Origin of the sequence: Lachnoanaerobaculum sp. OBRC5-5 (genome assembly GCF_000296385.1) — a bacterium.
GTDB lineage: Bacteria > Bacillota > Clostridia > Lachnospirales > Lachnospiraceae > Lachnoanaerobaculum.
The window spans coordinates 381,036-400,981 of record NZ_JH815185.1 but is presented as its reverse complement, the minus strand read 5'-3'; the positions used below and the strand labels follow the sequence as shown (position 1 = coordinate 400,981).

Annotated in this window: 20 protein-coding genes and 1 pseudogene; 1 reads left to right on the top strand and 20 read right to left on the bottom strand. The window is 33.8% G+C overall.

The genetic code is table 11. From position 1 onward, the window contains the following. Positions 1-287: 287 nt before the first annotated feature. The 17 genes and pseudogenes from argS to HMPREF1135_RS01810 form a co-directional block, all read right to left on the bottom strand. A complete protein-coding gene (argS, locus tag HMPREF1135_RS01890) occupies positions 288-2,057 on the bottom strand; it encodes an arginine--tRNA ligase (RefSeq protein WP_007591381.1) in 1,770 nt (589 codons plus the stop codon). Positions 2,058-2,151: 94 nt separating this feature from the next. Continuing rightward, positions 2,152-2,712 (bottom strand): elongation factor P, encoded by a 561-nt coding sequence (efp, locus tag HMPREF1135_RS01885; RefSeq protein ID WP_007591379.1) that lies wholly within the window; start codon positions 2,710-2,712, stop codon positions 2,152-2,154. A 65-nt stretch (positions 2,713-2,777) separates the two neighbouring features. Further along, a complete protein-coding gene (gene aroQ / locus HMPREF1135_RS01880) occupies positions 2,778-3,215 on the bottom strand; it encodes a type II 3-dehydroquinate dehydratase (protein WP_007591376.1) in 438 nt (145 codons plus the stop codon). Then, positions 3,212-4,081 (bottom strand): shikimate dehydrogenase, encoded by an 870-nt coding sequence (gene aroE, locus HMPREF1135_RS01875; protein WP_007591375.1) that lies wholly within the window; start codon positions 4,079-4,081, stop codon positions 3,212-3,214. Before aroE ends, aroQ begins: the two co-directional genes overlap by 4 nt. Further along, positions 4,074-4,595 (bottom strand): YqeG family HAD IIIA-type phosphatase, encoded by a 522-nt coding sequence (locus HMPREF1135_RS01870; protein WP_007591374.1) that lies wholly within the window; start codon positions 4,593-4,595, stop codon positions 4,074-4,076. Before HMPREF1135_RS01870 ends, aroE begins: the two co-directional genes overlap by 8 nt. After that, on the bottom strand, positions 4,592-5,044 hold the full coding sequence (gene nrdR / locus HMPREF1135_RS01865; RefSeq protein WP_007591373.1) for a transcriptional regulator NrdR: 453 nt from the start codon (positions 5,042-5,044) through the stop codon (positions 4,592-4,594). Before nrdR ends, HMPREF1135_RS01870 begins: the two co-directional genes overlap by 4 nt. Before the next feature lie 21 nt (positions 5,045-5,065). After that, positions 5,066-5,461 (bottom strand): hypothetical protein, encoded by a 396-nt coding sequence (locus HMPREF1135_RS01860; RefSeq protein WP_007591372.1) that lies wholly within the window; start codon positions 5,459-5,461, stop codon positions 5,066-5,068. A gap of 10 nt (positions 5,462-5,471) precedes the next feature. Further along, positions 5,472-6,758, bottom strand: coding sequence for a galactokinase (locus HMPREF1135_RS01855; RefSeq protein WP_007591370.1), 1,287 nt, complete (start codon positions 6,756-6,758; stop codon positions 5,472-5,474). Positions 6,759-6,887: 129 nt separating this feature from the next. After that, positions 6,888-7,730, bottom strand: a complete 843-nt coding sequence (locus HMPREF1135_RS01850) for a DegV family protein (RefSeq protein ID WP_007591368.1) — start codon at positions 7,728-7,730, stop codon at positions 6,888-6,890. A gap of 115 nt (positions 7,731-7,845) precedes the next feature. After that, the gene (locus HMPREF1135_RS01845; protein ID WP_034243291.1) at positions 7,846-8,370 is read right to left on the bottom strand and encodes a hypothetical protein; all 525 of its coding nucleotides are present in this window, start codon (positions 8,368-8,370) and stop codon (positions 7,846-7,848) included. Between the two features lie 161 nt (positions 8,371-8,531). Next, a complete protein-coding gene (locus HMPREF1135_RS01840; RefSeq protein ID WP_007591363.1) occupies positions 8,532-9,194 on the bottom strand; it encodes a hypothetical protein in 663 nt (220 codons plus the stop codon). A gap of 52 nt (positions 9,195-9,246) precedes the next feature. Continuing rightward, positions 9,247-9,918 (bottom strand): hypothetical protein, encoded by a 672-nt coding sequence (locus HMPREF1135_RS01835; RefSeq protein ID WP_007591361.1) that lies wholly within the window; start codon positions 9,916-9,918, stop codon positions 9,247-9,249. A 191-nt stretch (positions 9,919-10,109) separates the two neighbouring features. Continuing rightward, on the bottom strand, positions 10,110-10,790 hold the full coding sequence (locus HMPREF1135_RS01830; RefSeq protein ID WP_007591357.1) for a hypothetical protein: 681 nt from the start codon (positions 10,788-10,790) through the stop codon (positions 10,110-10,112). Positions 10,791-10,861: 71 nt separating this feature from the next. After that, positions 10,862-11,716, bottom strand: coding sequence for a hypothetical protein (locus HMPREF1135_RS01825; protein ID WP_007591355.1), 855 nt, complete (start codon positions 11,714-11,716; stop codon positions 10,862-10,864). 251 nt (positions 11,717-11,967) lie between these two features. Beyond that, positions 11,968-12,636 carry a hypothetical protein gene (locus tag HMPREF1135_RS01820; RefSeq protein WP_007591351.1) on the bottom strand — a complete coding sequence of 223 codons (669 nt, stop codon included), beginning with the start codon at positions 12,634-12,636 and terminating at the stop codon, positions 11,968-11,970. 10 nt (positions 12,637-12,646) lie between these two features. Continuing rightward, positions 12,647-12,841, bottom strand: a pseudogene (locus HMPREF1135_RS01815) (hypothetical protein); the annotation flags it as partial. An 89-nt stretch (positions 12,842-12,930) separates the two neighbouring features. Further along, on the bottom strand, positions 12,931-14,496 hold the full coding sequence (locus tag HMPREF1135_RS01810) for a leucine-rich repeat domain-containing protein (RefSeq protein WP_007591347.1): 1,566 nt from the start codon (positions 14,494-14,496) through the stop codon (positions 12,931-12,933). Positions 14,497-14,840: 344 nt separating this feature from the next. Here HMPREF1135_RS01810 and HMPREF1135_RS01805 point away from each other — a divergent pair, with 344 nt between their 5' ends. Further along, positions 14,841-15,254, top strand: a complete 414-nt coding sequence (locus HMPREF1135_RS01805) for a TOBE domain-containing protein (RefSeq protein ID WP_007591344.1) — start codon at positions 14,841-14,843, stop codon at positions 15,252-15,254. A 68-nt stretch (positions 15,255-15,322) separates the two neighbouring features. Here the strand turns inward: HMPREF1135_RS01805 and htpG are convergent, their stop codons facing one another. The 3 genes from htpG to HMPREF1135_RS01790 form a co-directional block, all read right to left on the bottom strand. Continuing rightward, positions 15,323-17,371 (bottom strand): molecular chaperone HtpG, encoded by a 2,049-nt coding sequence (gene htpG / locus HMPREF1135_RS01800; protein WP_007591342.1) that lies wholly within the window; start codon positions 17,369-17,371, stop codon positions 15,323-15,325. Between the two features lie 133 nt (positions 17,372-17,504). Further along, positions 17,505-19,028 carry a 4Fe-4S dicluster domain-containing protein gene (locus HMPREF1135_RS01795; RefSeq protein ID WP_007591340.1) on the bottom strand — a complete coding sequence of 508 codons (1,524 nt, stop codon included), beginning with the start codon at positions 19,026-19,028 and terminating at the stop codon, positions 17,505-17,507. A gap of 242 nt (positions 19,029-19,270) precedes the next feature. Next, the gene (locus HMPREF1135_RS01790) at positions 19,271-19,882 is read right to left on the bottom strand and encodes a sortase B protein-sorting domain-containing protein (RefSeq protein WP_007591338.1); all 612 of its coding nucleotides are present in this window, start codon (positions 19,880-19,882) and stop codon (positions 19,271-19,273) included. Positions 19,883-19,946 lie beyond the last annotated feature (64 nt).

Sequence of the window (19,946 nt, the reverse complement as noted above, 5' to 3'; positions counted from 1 at the left end):
TTTTCCACCCTTATTTTCTTTTATTATACCATATTTGTACAAAGTTACAGACGATTTTCAAGAATTTATATTGTATTTTTTTGTATACATTCTTTTGTGATACAGAAAGCAAGGATTTTTTACAAATATTTATTAATAAAATTCTCTCTATCTCTGCATTAATATGTTACCTCCAGTCTATAATTTTATACAGAAAAATTCAATCTAAATAAAAATAATATAGCAAAAATATTTTTTTGCCAAACAAAAAAACTCCCACCAAATTCAGAATTCGGTAGGAGCAAATGTTACATTTTATCCGGTGCTTCTATTCCAAGCAAATTTATAGCGGACTCCAACAATTCTTTTGTAAGAAGAATTGTTGCAAGGTATCCTTTTTTCTTTTTCTCATCAGCTTCAGAAAGTATCTTTATTTCATGATAGAATGAGTTGAATGTATTTGAAACCGCATAAATATACTGACATATTTTATGTGGTGCAAGTTCATTCCATGCAGATTTCATAACTTCATTAAACTGTGACAATTCCATATAAAGCTTTTTATGTATATCTTCTACAGGAACTGTTAAATCACTCAAACTCACCTTTTGTGAGCTGCTCTCATAGTATTTTTCAAGTATAGACTTTATTCTTACTATTGTATACAGAATATAAGGTCCTGTATTTCCCTCAAATGATATAAATCTGTCAATATCAAATATATAATCCTTTGCAGCCTGATTGCTTAAATCACCATATTTAATAGCCGCAAGTCCTACAATCTTTGCAGTATTTCTTGCTTCCTCATCGGATACATCTCTTGATTCCTTTATCTTTGCAAATACGGCATCCTCAATATCCTTAATAACAGTCTCAAGACGAACCACGCCGCCGTCTCTGGTCTTTAAAGGCTTTCCGTCTTTACCGTTTATTGTACCGAATCCAATATATTTAAGTTCATGATTTGGAGGAACTATTCCTGCAATTCTTGATACTCTGAAAAACTGTGTATAGTGAAGTTCCTGTCTCTTATCCGCAATGTAGATATATTCATCAGGTGAATAAAGCTTTTCTCTTTCTACCAAAGTACCGAGATCCGATGTGGCATAAAGTGCCGCACCGTCAGATTTTCTTATTATACAAGGAGGCAATTCCTTCTTATCGCCTTCCATAGCTATATCCACTACCAAGGCACCTTCAGAAACTCTTGCAATTTTTCTGTCTTCCAAATCTTTAATCAAATCCGGTATATAAGGATCGGCATCGGACTCACCCTTCCAGAGATCAAAGTCTACCAAAAGTGAGCTGTAGTTTTTCTTTAAGTCCTCCACGGATACGTTAATTATATGCTTCCAAATCTCTCTGTACGGCCTGTAACCTTTTTGAAGTTCCAAAGTGGCTTCCTGTGCTCTTTGCTTAAAACTCTCATCAACCTTTGACTTTTTTGAAGCTGCAGGATATATTTCTTCCAAATCATTTAAACTGAAAGGCGCTTCCTTTGGGTACTCTCCGTCATAGTTTTCCTTAAAATAAACAAGCTCAGGTTTTCTCTCTCTAAGCTCTTCTATTATAAGCCCCATCTGAAGACCCCAGTCACCAAGGTGCACATCCGCAATCACCTCATTACCGAAGAATCTTCCCATTCTTTTTAAACTCTCTCCGATGATCGCAGAACGTAAATGTCCGATATGAAGAGGCTTTGCAACATTTGCACCGCCGTAATCGATTATTATTTTCTTTGCAGGATTATCAAGCTCTATGCCATACTTCTGTGAGTTTGACATGTCTCTCACATATTTCTCTATAAAAGTATTGCTTATATTTATATTGATAAATCCGGGCATAATAGCTTCGATTTTTTCAAAGCTCTCACTTTCTTTTAGGATTTCAACAACCTCATTTGCTATATCAATAGGTTTTTTCTTATATTCCTTAGCTGCCGCCATTGCGCCGTTGCATTGATACTCACATAGGTCAGGTCTGTTTGAAATATTGGCCTTTCCGTACTTTTCATCATATGACAATTTTGCAAATGCGCACTTAAGCTCATCTGAAATCAATTCAATAATTGTCTTCATATATCTCCAGTCTGTATAATTTATTTTTATGCACTATACTGTGCAACTCAACTACAAAAAAGACGGTCAAGATGACCGTCAAACATTGAAAATTTTAAACTCTTGATAAATACTCACCTGTTCTTGTATCAATCTTAATCTTATCACCAAGATTTACAAACAATGGAACATAAACAACTGCACCTGTCTCCACTGTTGCCGGCTTTGTAGCACCCTGTGCTGTATTTCCTGCAAATCCCGGCTCTGTATCTGTAACTTCCAACTCTACAAATAAAGGTGGCTCTACAGAGAATACATTACCGTTGAATGAACATATCTTAACCATCTCATTCTCTTTTACAAACTTAAGTGCATCTCCAACCTTGTCTGCATTAAGTGCGATCTGATCATATGTCTCAACATTCATAAAGTTGAACATATCTCCGTCTGCATATAAATACTGCATATCAGCTCTGTCTATTCTTGCCTGTGGGAATTTCTCAGTAGGTCGGAAAGTTCTTTCAACAACGCTACCTGTAATTACATTCCTAATTTTTGTACGAACGAATGCAGCTCCCTTTCCCGGCTTAACATGCTGGAATTCAAGAATCTGAAAAACCTGTCCTTCCTCAATCTCCAATGTCAAACCATTTTTAAAATCACCTGCTGAAACCATTAATATTTCCTCCTAAAAACTTTCATGCGATACTTGAACTATTTTATAACAATTTTGATGTCAAATCAAGACTTAGTTTGCTCTATTATGTACTCCATTGCAAGAGTATATCCGCTTAACCCGAGTCCTGCTATCTGTCCTGTACATACAGGCTGCGTAAGTGACTTATGTCTGAACTCTTCTCTGTCTGAAATATTTGATATATGTACCTCTACCTTAATACAATCAAGACTCTCAAGGGCATCTCTTATAGCTACACTTGTATGTGTAAATGCTGCCGGATTTATGACTATTCCTGCCGGCTTTTCAAAATATGCCTCCTGAAGCTTATCCACTATGGCACCCTCGTGATTACTCTGAAAGCATTCCACATCCACGCCAAGCTCTTTTGCCTTTTTATCAATCATTTCCAAAAGATAGCTGTAGTCCTTGTTTCCATAAACTTCCTTATTTCTTATTCCGAGGAAATTCATATTCACACCGTTTATCACCAAAATTTTCATTGCATTCTCTCTCTAAGTTTCTCTGTCAACAATACTTTTACTTTTTCTATAGTATCTTTTTTCACTTTAATATTATTCCATATCTCAAAGCTTGCAACGCCTTGAAGAATAAGCATATCCAGACCGTTTATACAAATCTTTCCTTTTGATTTCATCTTCTTAATAAATGAAGTCTCAAAAGGCGTATAGATAAGATCGATACCCGAGTTGCATTTTTCATAAAATGCCTCTTCTTCTATTATACAATCTTCAACATTCGGATGCATACCTACATTCGTGGTCTGAAATACAAAATAATTATCCTTATCCAAAAGATTTATATTTGACTTCAAATCATCCAAAGAAATAACGGAAATATCTTTAATACCGACCTCCGCCTTCAGTTCCTTTGCCTTTGAAATATTTCTGTTTACAAGAGTAATTGATTTTACGCCCTCTTCTATTGCCAGATAAAGTACAGCCTTTGCGGCACCTCCCGCACCCAAAATAATTATGTCCTTACCCTTTATACTAAGACTATTATTATAAAGGCTCATTCCAAGCCCGATAATATCCGTATTGTATCCCTTATAACCGTTTTCAGTCTTTATAAGAGTATTTATTGCACCTATTTTTTTAGCCCTGTCATCAATATCGCTAACTATATCAAGCATGTCCTTTTTATATGGAATAGTTACATTAAAACCTTTAATATCCAATGCAAAAGCGCCTTTTATGGCCTCTTTGATATTTTCAGTCACATGAAATGCCGAATAGCTCATATCTATATTCATTTCTTTAGCCAAAGTATTTTGTAAAATCGGAGAAAGGCTGTGTGAAACGGGATTTCCTATGATACCGTAAACTTTTGTATCAGCACTAATCATTCTTTTTCACCTTATCTATCTTAATTTTATAAAAGAAAAGTACAATTCTTTCAAAGAATCTTTTTAAGACTATCTGTATCTCTTCCTTAGGACTTATAGGATCCACTAAAACAGCGTATATTCCTGCATTATTCGCCCCCCATATATCCGTAAAAATCTGATCTCCAACAAAAAAAGTCTGTTCTTTTTTTACATTCAAAGTATTTATCGCCTTTATATAGCCCTTTTTTGAAGGTTTGTCAGCCTTATATATATAAGGCGATCCGACCGCCTTTGCAAACGGCGAAACTCTTTTTTCTTTATTATTTGAAATAAGACAGGTCTTAAATCCTATTTCTCTGAGAGATTTAAAAAACTCAATATTTGACCTGTCAGCCTTTGTTCCATGAGTGGTCAAGGTATTGTCTATATCAAAAAGAACAGCTCTGAATCCCTTATTATAAAGCCCCCTATAGTCTATCTCATATATATCTTTCTTGTGTAAATCCGGAAAAAGTTTATTCATAAAAATCATTTCTTTAAAAGCTTTGATATCTCATCTACAAAAGTATTTACATCCTTAAACTCCCTGTATACAGATGCAAATCTTACATATGCAACCTCGTCCAGTTCCTTTAATTTTTCCATCACAAGCTCACCTATCTTTCTGGTAGGTATCTCACTGACTTCCATAGAATAGATTTGGTTTTCTATATCATCCACCGTTTTTCTTATTACAACAGTGGAGACCGGTCTCTTATGACAACTTTGGATGATGCCATACTCTATCTTTGACCTGTCAAAGTTTTCTCTGCTGTCATCCTTTTTAATTACCATAAGAGGAATAGTCTCAAGTTTTTCATATGTGGTAAATCTCTTATTGCAGCTCTCACACTGCCTTCTTCTTCTTATTGAAGAATTGTCATCCGCAGGACGAGAATCAATAACCTTTGTATCCTGCGCCTGGCAAAAAGGGCATTTCATAAGTTTATTCCTTATCCATAATTATAATTCATTTATTTTTGCATCTTCATTTTCATCAAAATAGTATGGAAGATTCTGATAGTCATCAATGTCATCATAATCCAATGAGTCGCCATACTCTTCAATAAAAGATTCAAACGGATTGCTGTTATCACGATAGCTGCTGTAACCGCTATCATCTGAGGATAACCATCCTATTATTATTATAAATACCATAACAATTGAAAGTATAAAGCCCAGAATAGATAAAGCAAGTCCTATACCTGCCTTTGCATCTATTCCATGTCCGTTTCTTGTGGACAAAACAAAAAGTACTATACCAACTATTCCAAGCGGAAGCCCGAAACACATGCAACATAATACACAGCTCAGTATTCCGACAATAAGACATGCTACCGAATATTGTTCTTCGTTCATTTATCCTCCTTTAAATCATTTCATCCAAACATATAGACCCGTAAGGTCTGATTTTCATCTTATAACTTGACCCTTTTCCAAGGAATTTATCCATATATGAAACATACTCATCACTGTAATTTTCAGGAACCATCGCCATAATAACTCCTGCAAATCCTCCACCGTGAACCCTGGTTGCCCCCACATTCTTTTCTTTAAGGAATCTCTCGGATAAAGCCAGTGCCACTGTAATCCCCTGTTCATTCGGTGCGGCATTTGTATATACGTTTTGAAGATATTTCCATGATGAATTTCCGCTTTCTGTTATATTCTTTAAGAAAGAATCAAAATCATTGCTCTTTAATGCTTTTATTTCATTGTCAACTCTCTTATTCTCATCAAAGAAATGAATACTTCTAAGTACGGCTCTGTCACCTGCAAAATCTCTTATTTTTGAAAGATTATTATAAAATTCATCTTCATTTACTTCAGATAATGTAGACTTTCCGAAAAACTCAGCCACCTTTTTCATCTCCGCAGGTATGGAAGAATAGTCGGCTGAAAGATCCGCATGTCCTCTTCCCGTCTGTACAATTATAAGATCATGCTTTGCCCCTGCAAAGTCAAAATTCATCTCTTCAACCTTCGGTGAATCAGGATTTGCAAAATCTATGCTTATAAGCCCTCCATAGGCACAACACATCTGATCAAGCAGTCCGCTTGCCTTATCCCAATAGTTGTTCTCGGCATATTTTCCGATATATGCGTAATCTGTTTTTGAAAGCTTTCCTTCATTAAATAAAGTATTTATTATCTGGCAGATCAAAGTTTCAAATGCGGCCGAAGAGCTTACCCCGGCACTTGAAATTACATTGCTTGTAATATAGGCATCGAAACCGCCTATACTCGCACCCCTTTGTTCAAATCCTGCCAGTATTCCCTTCAAAAGTTCTATTGTACCTATCTTATCTGTTCCCGGCTCAATATCCTTTATATTTACTCTAAACTTCTGTGAAAACGACTCACTTATTATATTAACAAAGTCCGAGTCGTTTTTTGCGGCAACCGCAACACAGTCAAGATTTATGCTTCCTCCAAGTACCTTACCGTTGTTATGGTCCGTATGGTTTCCTGAAATCTCTGTTCTTCCCGGAGATGAAAACAGTTTAACATCCTTTTCTCCAAATTCCTTTAAGAAACCCTTTAAAACAGCTTCATATCTCTTTAAATTATCGTCAACTCCGAATTTTCCGTAAAGCTCCTCTAATAACTTTTGACCTCTTGTCTCCAATATATCCCTTGCCTCAAGTAAATTCATATACCCCTCGCTTAATATTTTAATTAAAGCATAAATACAATTCTAATATCTATACATTCTAAAGTAAGTTTATCATAAATCCAAAAAAAGTACACAATTTATTATTGTGTACTTCAGTTTATTTTTGATCTATCCGATTGCAAGAACTATTCCGCCGTCACCTGCGTACAAAGTGGCAACTCCTGCACCGTTTACAACCTTAACATCCTTAAATTTATTGCTGTCACGGAAAAGCTTAGCTACATTCTCGCCTCTTTCTTCATTATTTATATGAGTAATACATACAATCTTTTCGGATGCATTTTCTCCCGCTTCAGATATAGCAAGTTCTACCATTTTCGCCAGTGCTTTCTGCATGCCCCTTTGCTGGTCTTTCTTTACTATCACACCGTCTACGGCACCCATAATAGGCTTGATATTTAAAGCTGATGCTATAAATGCACTCACCGCCGAAAGCCTTCCGTTCTTTCTAAGTGTATCAAGAGACTCCAAAACAAAATATGTCTTCATCTCATCTCTAAGCTTAATTATTCTCTTTGAAATCTCTTCAAAGCCAAGACCTTCTTTACATAATTTATCAAGCTCAAGCATAAGTCTATACTGCCCTGCAGATGCCGACCTTGACGAAAGCACTAAAATATCCTTTTTTTCATAGTCCTCTTCGTAAAGTTTCTTTCCGATCTCGGCACTCTGATAACTTCCGCTAAGATGCTCTGAAAGAGTAACGATAAATGCCATATCCGTATCACATTCCAAAGCCTCTTTAAAAGCATCCGGTGACGGGCAGGCACTTTTTGGTCCTATTTTCGATTCGGCCATTCTCTTTATAAAGTCTTTTTGATCAAACTTTTCGTCATCTATAACCTGATAATCTCCGATTTCAAGTGTAAGCGGAACAATTTTTATATTATCATCTTTTTTTAGATTCTCATCCAAATCCGTACAACTATCCCCAATTAATCTATATGTCATATTTTTCAACTCCGTTTAATGTAGTTTTTAAAACTACATCCATTATAGTAATATACTTATTATAAGTCAAGTATACTGACATACTGATTATGAAGTTATTGATACTTTTCTCATCTCACTCACCTATCGCTTCATTTATCTCCTGTAATGATGTATAAGGCATTTTTATATCTTCTATATTTTTTTTGATAAATTCTCCATTTACAAGCTTATAAATCATGCTATCATAAATAACTACCTCATCAAATGTTCTGTACATTATATCTATCGGTCTGTTATATGAATAATATATAGGATATGCATAGTATTCCTTTAATATTGTTACATATGTATAACCATCTATAAAATAATATTCTGAAGTTGATTTTTCATCTTCTCCGTAAATTATTACAGTACATCTTGACACTTTATTATTTGCATCTATATATTTTACTACTTCCCCATCCCAGCCTATTATGTCTTTATTAACAACTGTAATCTCTTCATTTAAATAATCAGTTGAGAATTTTTTATAAAATCCATTTATATCACTTTCTATATTATTAATATTTATTTTTTTGTTAAATGAGGAGTCCATACATCCTGTTATTAATATACATAATACTAAAAATAACCCCGGAAATTTAATATTACTCTTCATATCGATCTCTATCCTTTTATTAATTCCATATTTTTTCAAATTCATCGTATTCCAAAAACTTTATCCCTTTATGTGCTTTTGCAAGAAGATTACTAAGGAAAATAAGTCAAGAAATCCACCTAAACTTTAATCTACTCTTTATTCTAACCATAAGCTTCTCTTTATGACCAATCTTTATACTTGTCTTTAAATAATTCAAATAAGCTAATTGCACTCTCTGATATTTCTTTACTTTCTCCATTCCCATAATCATATATAAACTTTCCGGATTGACCTGTTCTATCATACCCAATTATGTCAAGTTCATTTATATATACAACTCCTTCATCATTTCGCTTATTCATATATTCCCACAGTTCTTCAAAACTATTTATATTTTTAAACTCTTCCAATCCCTCATTTTCAGCAATTGATATATACCTGTTCTTATGTGCACCCCATATCTTTACATGTTTCATATTATCATTAAAGGTTTGTATAAATTCTGATGTTCTTTTACCCTCAGTTATCCGAAAAGAGCCGAGGGAAGGTGTCTTACCTAAAATATATGGTTTTATTGCTTCATCAAATACATCTAGAAGCACAGGCTCTGTTTCTATTACTCTGATATTTCCTTTACTATCGGTATACTCCATATTTGCACCTGCAAACTGCATCATTCTGTATTTCTTCCAGCCATCATCCATAAAATCGACTGCCTCTGCTCTTCTCATGTCTGCCATTTTTTTAGCTCTTTCCTTAAATAAATGATTCCCATATATCAATAATACTAAGGAAAATATTATGAAGCATAAAACCCACCTAAACTTTAATTTGCTCCCCATTACAATATCCCTCTTAAATCTATTTCTTTTTCTGCTACTTCAATATAAAAAATTAATAATCATCTGTACTATAATCATTTTTAAATAATTGATTCAAGGTAATTGACCCATATTCTGTTATTACCTTTTCATAGCCTTTCCCTGTATCATATGTAATTTTTCCTTCAAAGCTTGAACCGTCCAATCCTATAGTATCCAGTTCGTCAATATAATATCCTCCATCTTTATTTATTTTCTTCATATATTCAATCAGATCCTTCAGATTTTTACACTCTGTAAAACTATCCAACCTTTCACCCTCCGATATTGTTTTAGGATATATTGTATTTCCTACACCATCTATTCCGGAAATTCGTATGTTTCTCATATTAGAATTAAAGTTTTTAATATATATGTTTGTATTCTTATTTTCAATAATCCTATATCTAACCAAAGAACTAATTTTCCCATGTATATAATCTAATGTGTATTCATATACAATGTTCTCCATATTTCCACCGGCTTTTATAATCCATTTATTTCCTTTCTCATCATTGCATTCAATGTCTGTCCCTAAAATATGTGATAATTTAATTACCGGAATTATTTCATAGTAATATCTCATAGCTCTTTCTTCTCTCTTTTCAGCACTGTACTCAAAATATAACAATATGAAAATGGCTAATATAACTAAAGAAAATAATAAAATAAATATAGTAAGTCTTCTATTTTTATGTACTCCCATCAACAGCTCCTCTTTGTTTAAAATTTAAATCTAAATCATGTATACTTAGAAAGTTTTCCAAACTTATCCGGCACTTTACAGTAAAGATATTACTATCACTTGCTATACATAACACTTATCTAAACTACCTTGTACTGCTGTCAAATATAAACAAGTCTTTTAGTGTAATGCTTCCATACCAATAATATTATCTACCTCAAAGAGTTATCTTTAAACAACTCTAATATTCCAATAACATCTTTCTTTGCTAAAATCTTCTCTTCTCCATTTCCATAATCATATATTATTTTTGTTGGTTGTTCCGTACCATCATATCCTATCGTATCTAATGCTCCCATATTAGATATACCTTCAACCTTTTCATGACTTAAATATTCCCATAATTCATTTATATTTTTCACATCAGTGAATTCTGTTATTCTTTCAGTTTCAGTTATTTTCTTGTATTCTTCTTCAGAATAATCCCATAACCTTATATGTTTCATATTATCATTAAAGTTATTTATTCTTTCCTGTGTGTATTCTCCTTCTATAAAACGATAACTGCCAAATTTATCCGTTTTCTCGGCAATATATTCTTCCGCCTCTGTATCTATACTTTTCATATCATTGTCATCTTCTATTATAAATACTTCGCCTTTATAATTTGTAAACTCTAATTTTGCATACGCAAATTTTGAAAGTCTATAACGCAAAAAACCTTCAGTCCTAAAATTATAAGCCTTTTGCCATCTCTCAAATCTTACTTGTTCAATATATGCTTTTAATTTCTGCACTCCCAATATCAAAATGCCTGTAAAAATAAAAAATAAATATATACATATTATATTTCTTAATTTTCTTTTTGCCTCACTACTCATTTTTATTCTCATTTGTCGATGCCCCCAAAGCCCCTTTTTTTCTTACCTAATGCTTCATATATGGTCAGGAAACTATATCAATATTATCCCTCCCATGATATTTCCTCTCCATCAAAATAATCAACCAATCTTTCTTCCTCTATATAAAATTCACCTGCGATACTTTCATAATCATCTTTAGTTACATTAATATATCCTCTATCCCCATTCTCAGTTTTAAAATATATTAAGTGTTGCATATCTGTTTCGTATAAATGAAGCACCTCTCCTTTTTGATATACAGTCGTTTCATAACAGGCAGCTTTATCATTGTACTTATATGCCTTAAGTTCCTTCACTAATGTATGCTTGGAATCATTTATAAGATAATTGCCTTCTGAAATAAGGTTCAAATCAGAATTAATTAAATATATGCTCATTGTAGTTTGAAAGCCTATAATATATTTTCTATCTTCCACATACAAGCCCAAGTCCTGATATGCAGATTTTATATATCCGTCCACAGTTGACATGTATACTATATTGTCTTTATTCAATCTGTAGAATTCACTTATACGTGTGTCATTATCATCATGAATTGCAATGCCAATACAATAATTCCCATTGTTATCACTTATAATTGTACTTTTTACTCCTTCTTCACCGTAGCCTATTGCATTTTTTTGATTATTTACCATCACCCATGTACATCCCTCTTCATCAATAAATACTTTTACTGAATCCGTCTTACCATTATTATCAATATCAATTGCGTATTTCTTATTATATTCTATAAATTTTATAGCATATTCAACTTTATTTGCATAAGTTCCTTTTTTAAAAATACTACAACCGTTTAATACAAGTAAAAAAAATATGCTTACAGATATAAATCGGATTTTATTCATAAACGCTTTCTCACCATAATACTCTTTTATTCCTGTTTCCAAGCCGGTCATCACAATCTTTATTCAACATTTATTGACTTATTATTTCAAAAGCCGCTATAAAATGGCGAATTTATGATATATTTAGCACTTTTTCTCACTAAAGTTCCTCCAAATCCTAAAAAATACATTGTTTATAATCATCTTTTTTCAGATGAAACTCTTTTAAAAGCTCTTCACTTCTTTCCAAAAATAACTTATTTTTCATACTTTCAATATACATGATCACCCTACCCCTCTATAAAACCCGAAAATTCTCCTTATTACCAATCTTTATAATTTTCGCTAAACAAACTTAATAATTCGACTATATTAATTGAAAGTTTTTTACTCTCTCCATTCCCATAATCATATATAAACCTTGCGTCTTGTGCTGTTCTGTCATATCCAACTATGTCAAGTTCATTAATATATACAACTCCTTCATCATTTCGCTTATTCATATATGCCCACAGTTCTTCAAAGCTATTTATATCTTTAAACTCTTCCAATCCCTCATTTTCAGCAATTGATATATACCTGTTCTTATGTGCACCCCATATCTTTACATGTTTCATATTATCATTGAAGTTTTGTATAAATTCTGATGTTCTTTTACCTTCAGTTATCCGAAAAGAGCCTAGGGAAGGTGTCTTACCTAAAATATAGGGTTTTATAGCTTCATCAAATACATCTAGAAGCACAGGTTCTGTTTCTATTACTCTGATGTTTCCTTCGCTATCTGTATACTCCATATTTGCACCGGCATACAGCATCATTCTGTATTTCTTCCAGCCATCATCCATAAATTCGACCGCCTCTGTTCTTCTCATGTCTTCCAATTTTTTAGCTCTTTCTTTAAGTAAATGATTTCCATATATCAATAATGCTAAAGAAAATATTATGAAGCATAAAACCCACCTAAACTTTAATTTACCATTTTCCCCTATCATCAATGTCTCCTTAAAACTTATCTTTATATTTTTTTCTAAATAGATATAATAAACTAATCACATTCTCTGATACTTCTTTGCTTTCTCCATTCCCATAATCATATATAAACTTTCCGGGTCGACCTGTTCTGTCATGTCCAACTATGTCAAGTTCATTTATATATATAACTCCTTCATCATTTCGCTTATTCATATATTCCCACACAGCTCTTTCATTTTTCATATCTCTTCTTTTAATAATATATAATTTTCGGGTTCACCCTTTATATTATTGTAGAACTTGTACATAGTTTTCTAGTAAAATACAAGTTTAGGTGTCTTTATTCCATCGGTCTCAATCCAGTGATATTCTCCCTTCAATCTCTCAGGCAATTCAATCTCCTTTAATGAATAGCATTCTCTGATAGCGAATGAATCCAGATATTCTACATTTTCAGGTATTTTTATTTTAGTGAAAGAACAATCTCCAAACGAGTATGCATATATTGCTGTTAAACTGTTAGGTAAATCAATATTTTCCATCTTTACACACCCGACAAATGTAAAATAATGAATTTCTCTTAATTTAATACCATCTTCAAAATCTACTTTTCTTAAATTTGAGCATTGAAAAAATGCCTCTGCACATATTGTCTCTACACTTTTAGGGATATAGACTTCTTCAATATCTTTTCTATTTCTAAAAGCCTGTGCCCCAATTAACCTGGTTCCTGCTTTAATACGGATTATTGAACTTTCATTATTTTCAGAAGTTAAAAGTATATTATCTACATACTTACATCCGTATTCATCCGGTTTTATATTATTTAAATACTTAGTATTTTCAAGACTATACCCGGCAATGCTTTCTATCTCTGAGGGTAAATTAATATCATACAAGTCCTTGCAATTATTAAATGCTCCATTGCCAATTTCAATTATACTTTCAGGCAATTTAACTTCTTCCAAACCTGAATGAGCAAAGGCATTTATTCCGATTCTTTTCAGCCCTTCTTTAATATTTATCTTTTTCAATGCCGTACAATTCTCAAAACAATTATCTCCAATTTCAATTATTCCTTCAGGAAGTTCAATCTCTCTTAACCTGGAATTATTTATAAATACAGCACTTGCAATTACCTTTGTAGAATCTTTAACTATGACAGTACTATTTAAACCTTTATTATATAAAAGCACTTTTCCAAGGTATACAGATCCATATTCATCAGCCATTCCGCTTTTTAAGAATTCTGTTCCCCAAAACGCATTTTCTTCTACTCTTTCAATTCCTTCTGACATTCTCACTGTAGATAAACTGCTGCAATTATAAAAGGCAGAGGCACCTACAATCTTTAAACTATCCGGTAAATATATGCTCTTAAGATTTATACAATCACTAAATGTTTTTTCTTTTATTTCAGTTATAGTATTGGGTAGCTGTACGTTTGTCAGAGAACTACATTCTGAAAATGCACCTTCCTCTATTACTCTAACATCACCGGGAATATCTATTTCTGTTAATGATTTACATTTTAAAAATGCACCATTTCGTATAACTTCTAATCTTTCAGGTAATTTGATATCTTTTAAATTTGGGCAATTATAAAAAGCTCCCATTTCAATTTCTTTAATTCCGTCGGATAATGTAACCATCTCTAAATTCATGCAGTCTGCAAAAGCAAAAATTCCAATTTCATTTACTCCATCCGGTATTTCCACTACTTTTAAATCTTCTTTTTTTTCAGTAATTCCACTTTTTATACCTATAAAAACATTGTCTTTAATTATTATCCTACACTTCCAATTAATAAACGTAAGATAAACAATCCAAAGCACTAAAAAAAACAGTAATATGACTAAGTATTTTTTAATATTCTTCATTTTTTATCCCAATTTAAACTCTTTTATTCAGTTGCAACTTAAAATTAACCACGATTATATACTATAAATATTTTCTAAAATTTTTATTTAAATGTCAATATAAAAATACATATTTTTATATTTGGTATAATTGTAACAGCTGTCCTTTAGTGTTTTTTATAGAACAAGTGATTATTTTCATTTAATAAATATTATTATTGAAAATCAAATCAACTACACACCATCAAGTCTATTCCAACCCCACCTCTATAAATACCGCTTGCTATATTTTAAATTTATGCTAGAATCTGTAGTATTGCTTAATCTATTTAAGCAAAATATTTTTGACGAGAGGTTTTTACACAATGAAATTAAGTGCAAGAAATCAATTCAAAGGAATTGTAAAGAATGTAAATGAAGGTGCTGTTAACGGCATCGTTACTATTGAAGTAAACGGAGAGGCTGTTTCAGCTACTATTTCTGTTAATGCTATCAAGGAGCTCGGATTAAAGGACGGAGCTGCCGCAATCGCTGTTATCAAGGCTACAGAGGTTATGGTTGCTACAGAGCTTCCAAAAATTTCTGCAAGAAACAAGTTCAAAGGTGTTGTAAAGAGCATTGAGGAAGGTGCTGTTAATGATATCGTAGCTGTCGAGACAAAGCTTGGTGTAGTTTCCGCTACAATCTCAAAGAATGCTGTAAAAGAGCTTGAACTTGCCGTAGGTAAAGAAGCTTATGCCGTTATCAAGGCTACTTCGGTAATGGTAGGTATCGAATAATATTTTTAAATCAAAAAAGACTGCCCTTAAGATTTCTCAATCTTTAAGTAGCAGTCTTTTTTATTTTATTATTTTAACTTAAGCATAAGCTCATTGCTTCTCTTTATAAATGCACTCATTCTCTCAGGTGAAAGCGGACTGTGTGATATTGAAGCCAGATCATACAACTGTTCACAGATCATGTCAAACAACTCTTCATGATTGTTTTCAAGAAGTTCCTTTACAAGCGGATGATTTGCATTGAGAACCAAAGTCTCTCCCTCTCCTCCAAACATTGAAGGATCCATACCCATCATTCCGTACTGCTTCATCATCTCCTGCATTCTTCTGCTCTCTTCAGATATTGTGATTACTGAAGAAATATCATCGCTCTTTAAAAGCTGTACAGAAACTTTCAATCTGTCATTGTGAAGAGCGGTCTTTACCTTTTCAGATAATGCATCATATGAAGCCTTTGTATCTTCAGCTACCTCCTCACTTCTCATATCATCCGTCATATCGGAATCTATTCTAAGGAATTTTACATTATCTCTTTTCATCTCAAGAGTTGAGATAAAAGGTACATCAATGCTGTGTGGCAATACTACAGCATCCTTTCCGGCAGACTTAAAGATATTTACATACTGGCTCTGCTCTTTTACATCATTTACATAGAATATCTGAGTTTTTTCAACCTCTTTTTTCTCTTCGGAGTTCTCAATATTCTCATCTACAGAAGTTTCAACCTTATCTTCGGAATTTTTACTTTCATCAACAAGCTCGTTTAATGTAAGGTATTTATCATTTATATTTTTAAATAATATATAATCTTCTACCTTTTTACCGAACTTCTCGTCTTTAAGATAACCGTACTTTATAAACGGTGCGATATCATCCCAGTATTTCTCATACTTATCTCTCTCTGTCTTGCACATACCTGAAAGCTTATCTGCAACTTTCTTTGCAATATATTCAGAGATTTTTCTTACAGAACCGTCATTTTGCAATGCAGATCTTGAAACATTAAGCGGAATGTCCGCACTGTCTATTACACCTTTTAACAGTAATAAGAACTCCGGAATAACCTCTTTTATATTATCTGCTATAAATACCTGATTATTGTAAAGTTTTATAGTTCCCTCTATAGAATCATACTCCGTGTTTATCTTAGGGAAGTATAAAATTCCTTTTAAGTTAAAAGGATAATCCATATTTAAATGAATCCAGAAAAGCGGCTCCTTATAATCCATAAAGACTTTTCTGTAAAACTCGATATATTCCTCATCACTACACTCATTCGGATGCTTTGTCCAAAGCGGATGTATATCATTTAGCGCTACAGGACGCTTTCTAATCTTTATCTTTTCCTTTGCAGGCTCTATTTCAACCTCTTCCTTAGTACCGTCTTCTTTTTCTTTTTCCTCTGTCTTTGCAGGCTCAATTATAGTCTCTATTACGGTATCGCTTTCTAAAAGCTCATCCTTTTCTATAATTTCAGTAGCTTCCTCGGCATCGATATCCTTTAAGAATATCTCTACAGGCATAAATGAACAGTACTTGTTAAGTATCTCTCTTACTCTGAACTCGTTTGCAAACTCATGGCAGTTATCATTAAGGTATAATGTAATAGCAGTTCCTCTCGAAGCTCTGTTGCCTTCTCCCATCTCAAACTCAAGACCGCCGTCACTTACCCAATGTATAGGCTTTGCGCCTTCTTTGTATGAAAGAGTATCAATGCTTACTTTATCCGCTACCATGAATGCGGAGTAAAATCCAAGACCGAAATGACCTATTATCTGCTCTTCATTTGTCTTATCCTTATATTTTTCTATAAAATCCACAGCACCTGAAAAGGCAATCTGATTTATATACTTTTCCACCTCTTCTTCAGTCATACCTATACCGTTATCTATAAAACGAATAAGTTTTTGTTTAGGGCTGACTTCTACATTTATCTTATATTCATCTCCTTCAGGCTTTGTAAACTCTCCTGCAAGGCTTAATTTTTTCAACTTTGTTATAGCATCTGTTGCATTTGAAATCAATTCTCTTACAAATATATCATGATCTGAATACAACCATTTCTTTATAATCGGAAATATGTTTTCACTGTTTATTGATAAGTTTCCCTTTTTCATTTCATCACCTCTCTAATAAATTTGCAAATATATTATTTGCTTTGCTATAACTATTATAACCATGAAAATATAAAAGTCAATAAAAAATTGGCACTCACCTAATATGAGTGCCAATAATTTTTATTATATTTAATTATTTAACCAACTTATCAAGCTCTTTTACAGATTCAGTCTCAATAGCAATACCATGTGTTGCCTTAGCCGCATACTGATTTACCGCACCTTGAGATTTCTTGATATTCTGCATTGTTCCCGGTCCTGCCACGCAGCCTCCCGGACATGCCATTCCTTCAAGAAGATATCCCGGATACTTTCCTGCTTTGGCCATTGTCATCATCTTTTTGCAATCTGCAAGGCCTTCCGCATTCATTACATTTACTTCTCTGTCAGGATACTGACTCTTAATAACTCCTACAACCGCCTTTGCAACTCCTCCGGATACCGCAAAGTTTCTTCCGTCTGTAGATGCATCGTTGACACCGTTCGGATCTTCTTCAAGATTTTCAATATCTATATGTTTTGCATCAAATATTCCGGCCATCTCTTCAAATGTAAGCACAAAGTCCACTTCACTTCTTACCTCTGTCCACATAGCCTCAAGCTTCTTTGCGGAACATGGTCCGATAAATACCACTTTTCCGTCCGGATGCTGTTTCTTTATAAGTCTTGCCGTAAGTGTCATAGGTGTAAGTGCCATTGATATACATTCAGCCTGATCCGGGAACACTTTCTTTGCCATCAATGACCACGAAGGACAACATGATGTACCCATAAAAGGTAATTTCTCAGGCACTTCATCAAGGAAGTCAAATGCCTCTTGTGTGGCACAAAGATCGGCACCGATAGCAACCTCAAATACATCGGCAAATCCGAGCGCTTTCATTGCCGCACGAAGTTTTCCGGGAGTAACCTTCGGACCGAACTGGCCTACGAAAGCAGGAGCAATAGCCGCATATACTCTGTCTCCCGACTGAATAGCTCTGATAGTCTGGAAAATCTGTGATTTATCTGAAATTGCGCCGAAAGGACAATTTACAAGGCACTGTCCACATGATACACATTTATCGTAGTCAATATCGGCTTTACCGTTTTCATCTGAAGATATTGCATCCATACCGCATGAAGCCGCACAAGGTCTTGTCTGAATAATGATTGCATTATATGCGCAAACATTTGCACATCTTCCGCATTTGATACACTTTTCCTGATTGATACTTGAGAAGCCGCTCTCTTTGTCTATCTTTACGGCACCTGTAGGACAAACCTCCGAACATGGATGTGCCAAGCATCCCTGACAACCGTTAGTTACATATACTCTCTTTTCAACACAACCATGACATGCAAATTTAATTATATTAATTAACGGTGGTGTATAATATGTCTCCGCCTTATCCGCAAGCTCTATACCCTCAGACAAAGGAGCATGATTAGCCGCACTTCTGTAAGGCAATCCCATAGCAAGTCTGAGCCTCTCACCTACTATAGCTCTTTCCAGGAAAACATTATTTCTAAAATTTCCCACTTCACCGGGAATAATCTTATAAGGAAGCTCCTCTATTCTTTTATCTACCGGCCACTCTGTGTGATAAGCCATTCTGGCAACTTCTCTAAAGATTCTATGTCTTATTTCCTGAATTCTTGTTTCAACACCTCTCACAATTTTCCTCCACTAAAAAAATTTTCCGTTTATAGTAACAATAGTTTCAGTATTTCTAAAACCGTCTTCTATACTGAGCAATGATATAATACTATATTTAAAAAATAAAATAAAGGTATATTGTTATTTTTTTATCAATTTCTTGTTTTTTATAAGAAACATACAAAATTGCATTAAAAAAAACGCAAAAACGGCAGACTGTACAGCCTGCCGTAAAATGTCTTATTTAATTTAACTTAAGATTAGTTCTCTTTCTTCTTTGTTGCGATTACAAATGCACCTGCTACAGTTGAAAGACCGAGTAATGCTGCATAAAGTCCCATTGCTGAAGCATCAGCTGTCTTAGGTACATTTAATTTTCCTCGCTTAGCTGCTGTCACATCACCCTTAGTAGAAACATTTGTGTTTCCTGCTGCAGGACCTACATTAGTTGCAGGAGCAGATGTGTTTGAAGGTGCAGGACCGTAGTTTTGAGCAGGAGTGTTTGTAGGTGCTGTTGTTGCAGTAACAGCTCTTGAGCTTCCGCTTCTTGATGAGCTTGATGAACCGCCTCTGCTGCTTGATGCTGTAGAGTTTGAACGTGTAGCTGTAGAAGGTGTCGCATTAGAAGCTGTTGATCTTACTACAACTGTAGAAGTACCGGGTATAATAATCTCTGAAGGTGCCTTCTCTCCCTCTATTCCTATAATACGAGTTATCTTTCCTTCATTAATAACCTGTGCGCTTGCAGCGTCTGCAGACTTTCCCGGAACAATTATCTGTGAAGGTGCGGCAAAAGCAACTACACTACCTGAAACTAAACCTAAAGCTAATGTTAATGATAAAACTGTTTTTTTGATTATTGGTAAATGCATGATATGATATCTCCTTTTTTCATATAAGTTTTTTGATGAAGCTAATATATAACCTTATGAAAAC

What these genes read in the sequence shown, in the direction of transcription:
- argS (WP_007591381.1), bottom strand. Translation starts at nt 2,057, where the DNA reads ATGAAGACAATTATTGAATTGATTTCAGATGAGCTTAAGTGCGCATTT.
- efp (WP_007591379.1), bottom strand. Translation starts at nt 2,712, where the DNA reads ATGGTTTCAGCAGGTGATTTTAAAAATGGTTTGACATTGGAGATTGAG.
- aroQ (WP_007591376.1), bottom strand. Translation starts at nt 3,215, where the DNA reads ATGAAAATTTTGGTGATAAACGGTGTGAATATGAATTTCCTCGGAATA.
- aroE (WP_007591375.1), bottom strand. Translation starts at nt 4,081, where the DNA reads ATGATTAGTGCTGATACAAAAGTTTACGGTATCATAGGAAATCCCGTT.
- HMPREF1135_RS01870 (WP_007591374.1), bottom strand. Translation starts at nt 4,595, where the DNA reads ATGATTTTTATGAATAAACTTTTTCCGGATTTACACAAGAAAGATATA.
- nrdR (WP_007591373.1), bottom strand. Translation starts at nt 5,044, where the DNA reads ATGAAATGCCCTTTTTGCCAGGCGCAGGATACAAAGGTTATTGATTCT.
- HMPREF1135_RS01860 (WP_007591372.1), bottom strand. Translation starts at nt 5,461, where the DNA reads ATGAACGAAGAACAATATTCGGTAGCATGTCTTATTGTCGGAATACTG.
- HMPREF1135_RS01855 (WP_007591370.1), bottom strand. Translation starts at nt 6,758, where the DNA reads ATGAATTTACTTGAGGCAAGGGATATATTGGAGACAAGAGGTCAAAAG.
- HMPREF1135_RS01850 (WP_007591368.1), bottom strand. Translation starts at nt 7,730, where the DNA reads ATGACATATAGATTAATTGGGGATAGTTGTACGGATTTGGATGAGAAT.
- HMPREF1135_RS01845 (WP_034243291.1), bottom strand. Translation starts at nt 8,370, where the DNA reads ATGAAGAGTAATATTAAATTTCCGGGGTTATTTTTAGTATTATGTATA.
- HMPREF1135_RS01840 (WP_007591363.1), bottom strand. Translation starts at nt 9,194, where the DNA reads ATGGGGAGCAAATTAAAGTTTAGGTGGGTTTTATGCTTCATAATATTT.
- HMPREF1135_RS01835 (WP_007591361.1), bottom strand. Translation starts at nt 9,918, where the DNA reads ATGGGAGTACATAAAAATAGAAGACTTACTATATTTATTTTATTATTT.
- HMPREF1135_RS01830 (WP_007591357.1), bottom strand. Translation starts at nt 10,790, where the DNA reads ATGAGAATAAAAATGAGTAGTGAGGCAAAAAGAAAATTAAGAAATATA.
- HMPREF1135_RS01825 (WP_007591355.1), bottom strand. Translation starts at nt 11,716, where the DNA reads ATGACCGGCTTGGAAACAGGAATAAAAGAGTATTATGGTGAGAAAGCG.
- HMPREF1135_RS01820 (WP_007591351.1), bottom strand. Translation starts at nt 12,636, where the DNA reads ATGATAGGGGAAAATGGTAAATTAAAGTTTAGGTGGGTTTTATGCTTC.
- HMPREF1135_RS01810 (WP_007591347.1), bottom strand. Translation starts at nt 14,496, where the DNA reads ATGAAGAATATTAAAAAATACTTAGTCATATTACTGTTTTTTTTAGTG.
- HMPREF1135_RS01805 (WP_007591344.1), top strand. Translation starts at nt 14,841, where the DNA reads ATGAAATTAAGTGCAAGAAATCAATTCAAAGGAATTGTAAAGAATGTA.
- htpG (WP_007591342.1), bottom strand. Translation starts at nt 17,371, where the DNA reads ATGAAAAAGGGAAACTTATCAATAAACAGTGAAAACATATTTCCGATT.
- HMPREF1135_RS01790 (WP_007591338.1), bottom strand. Translation starts at nt 19,882, where the DNA reads ATGCATTTACCAATAATCAAAAAAACAGTTTTATCATTAACATTAGCT.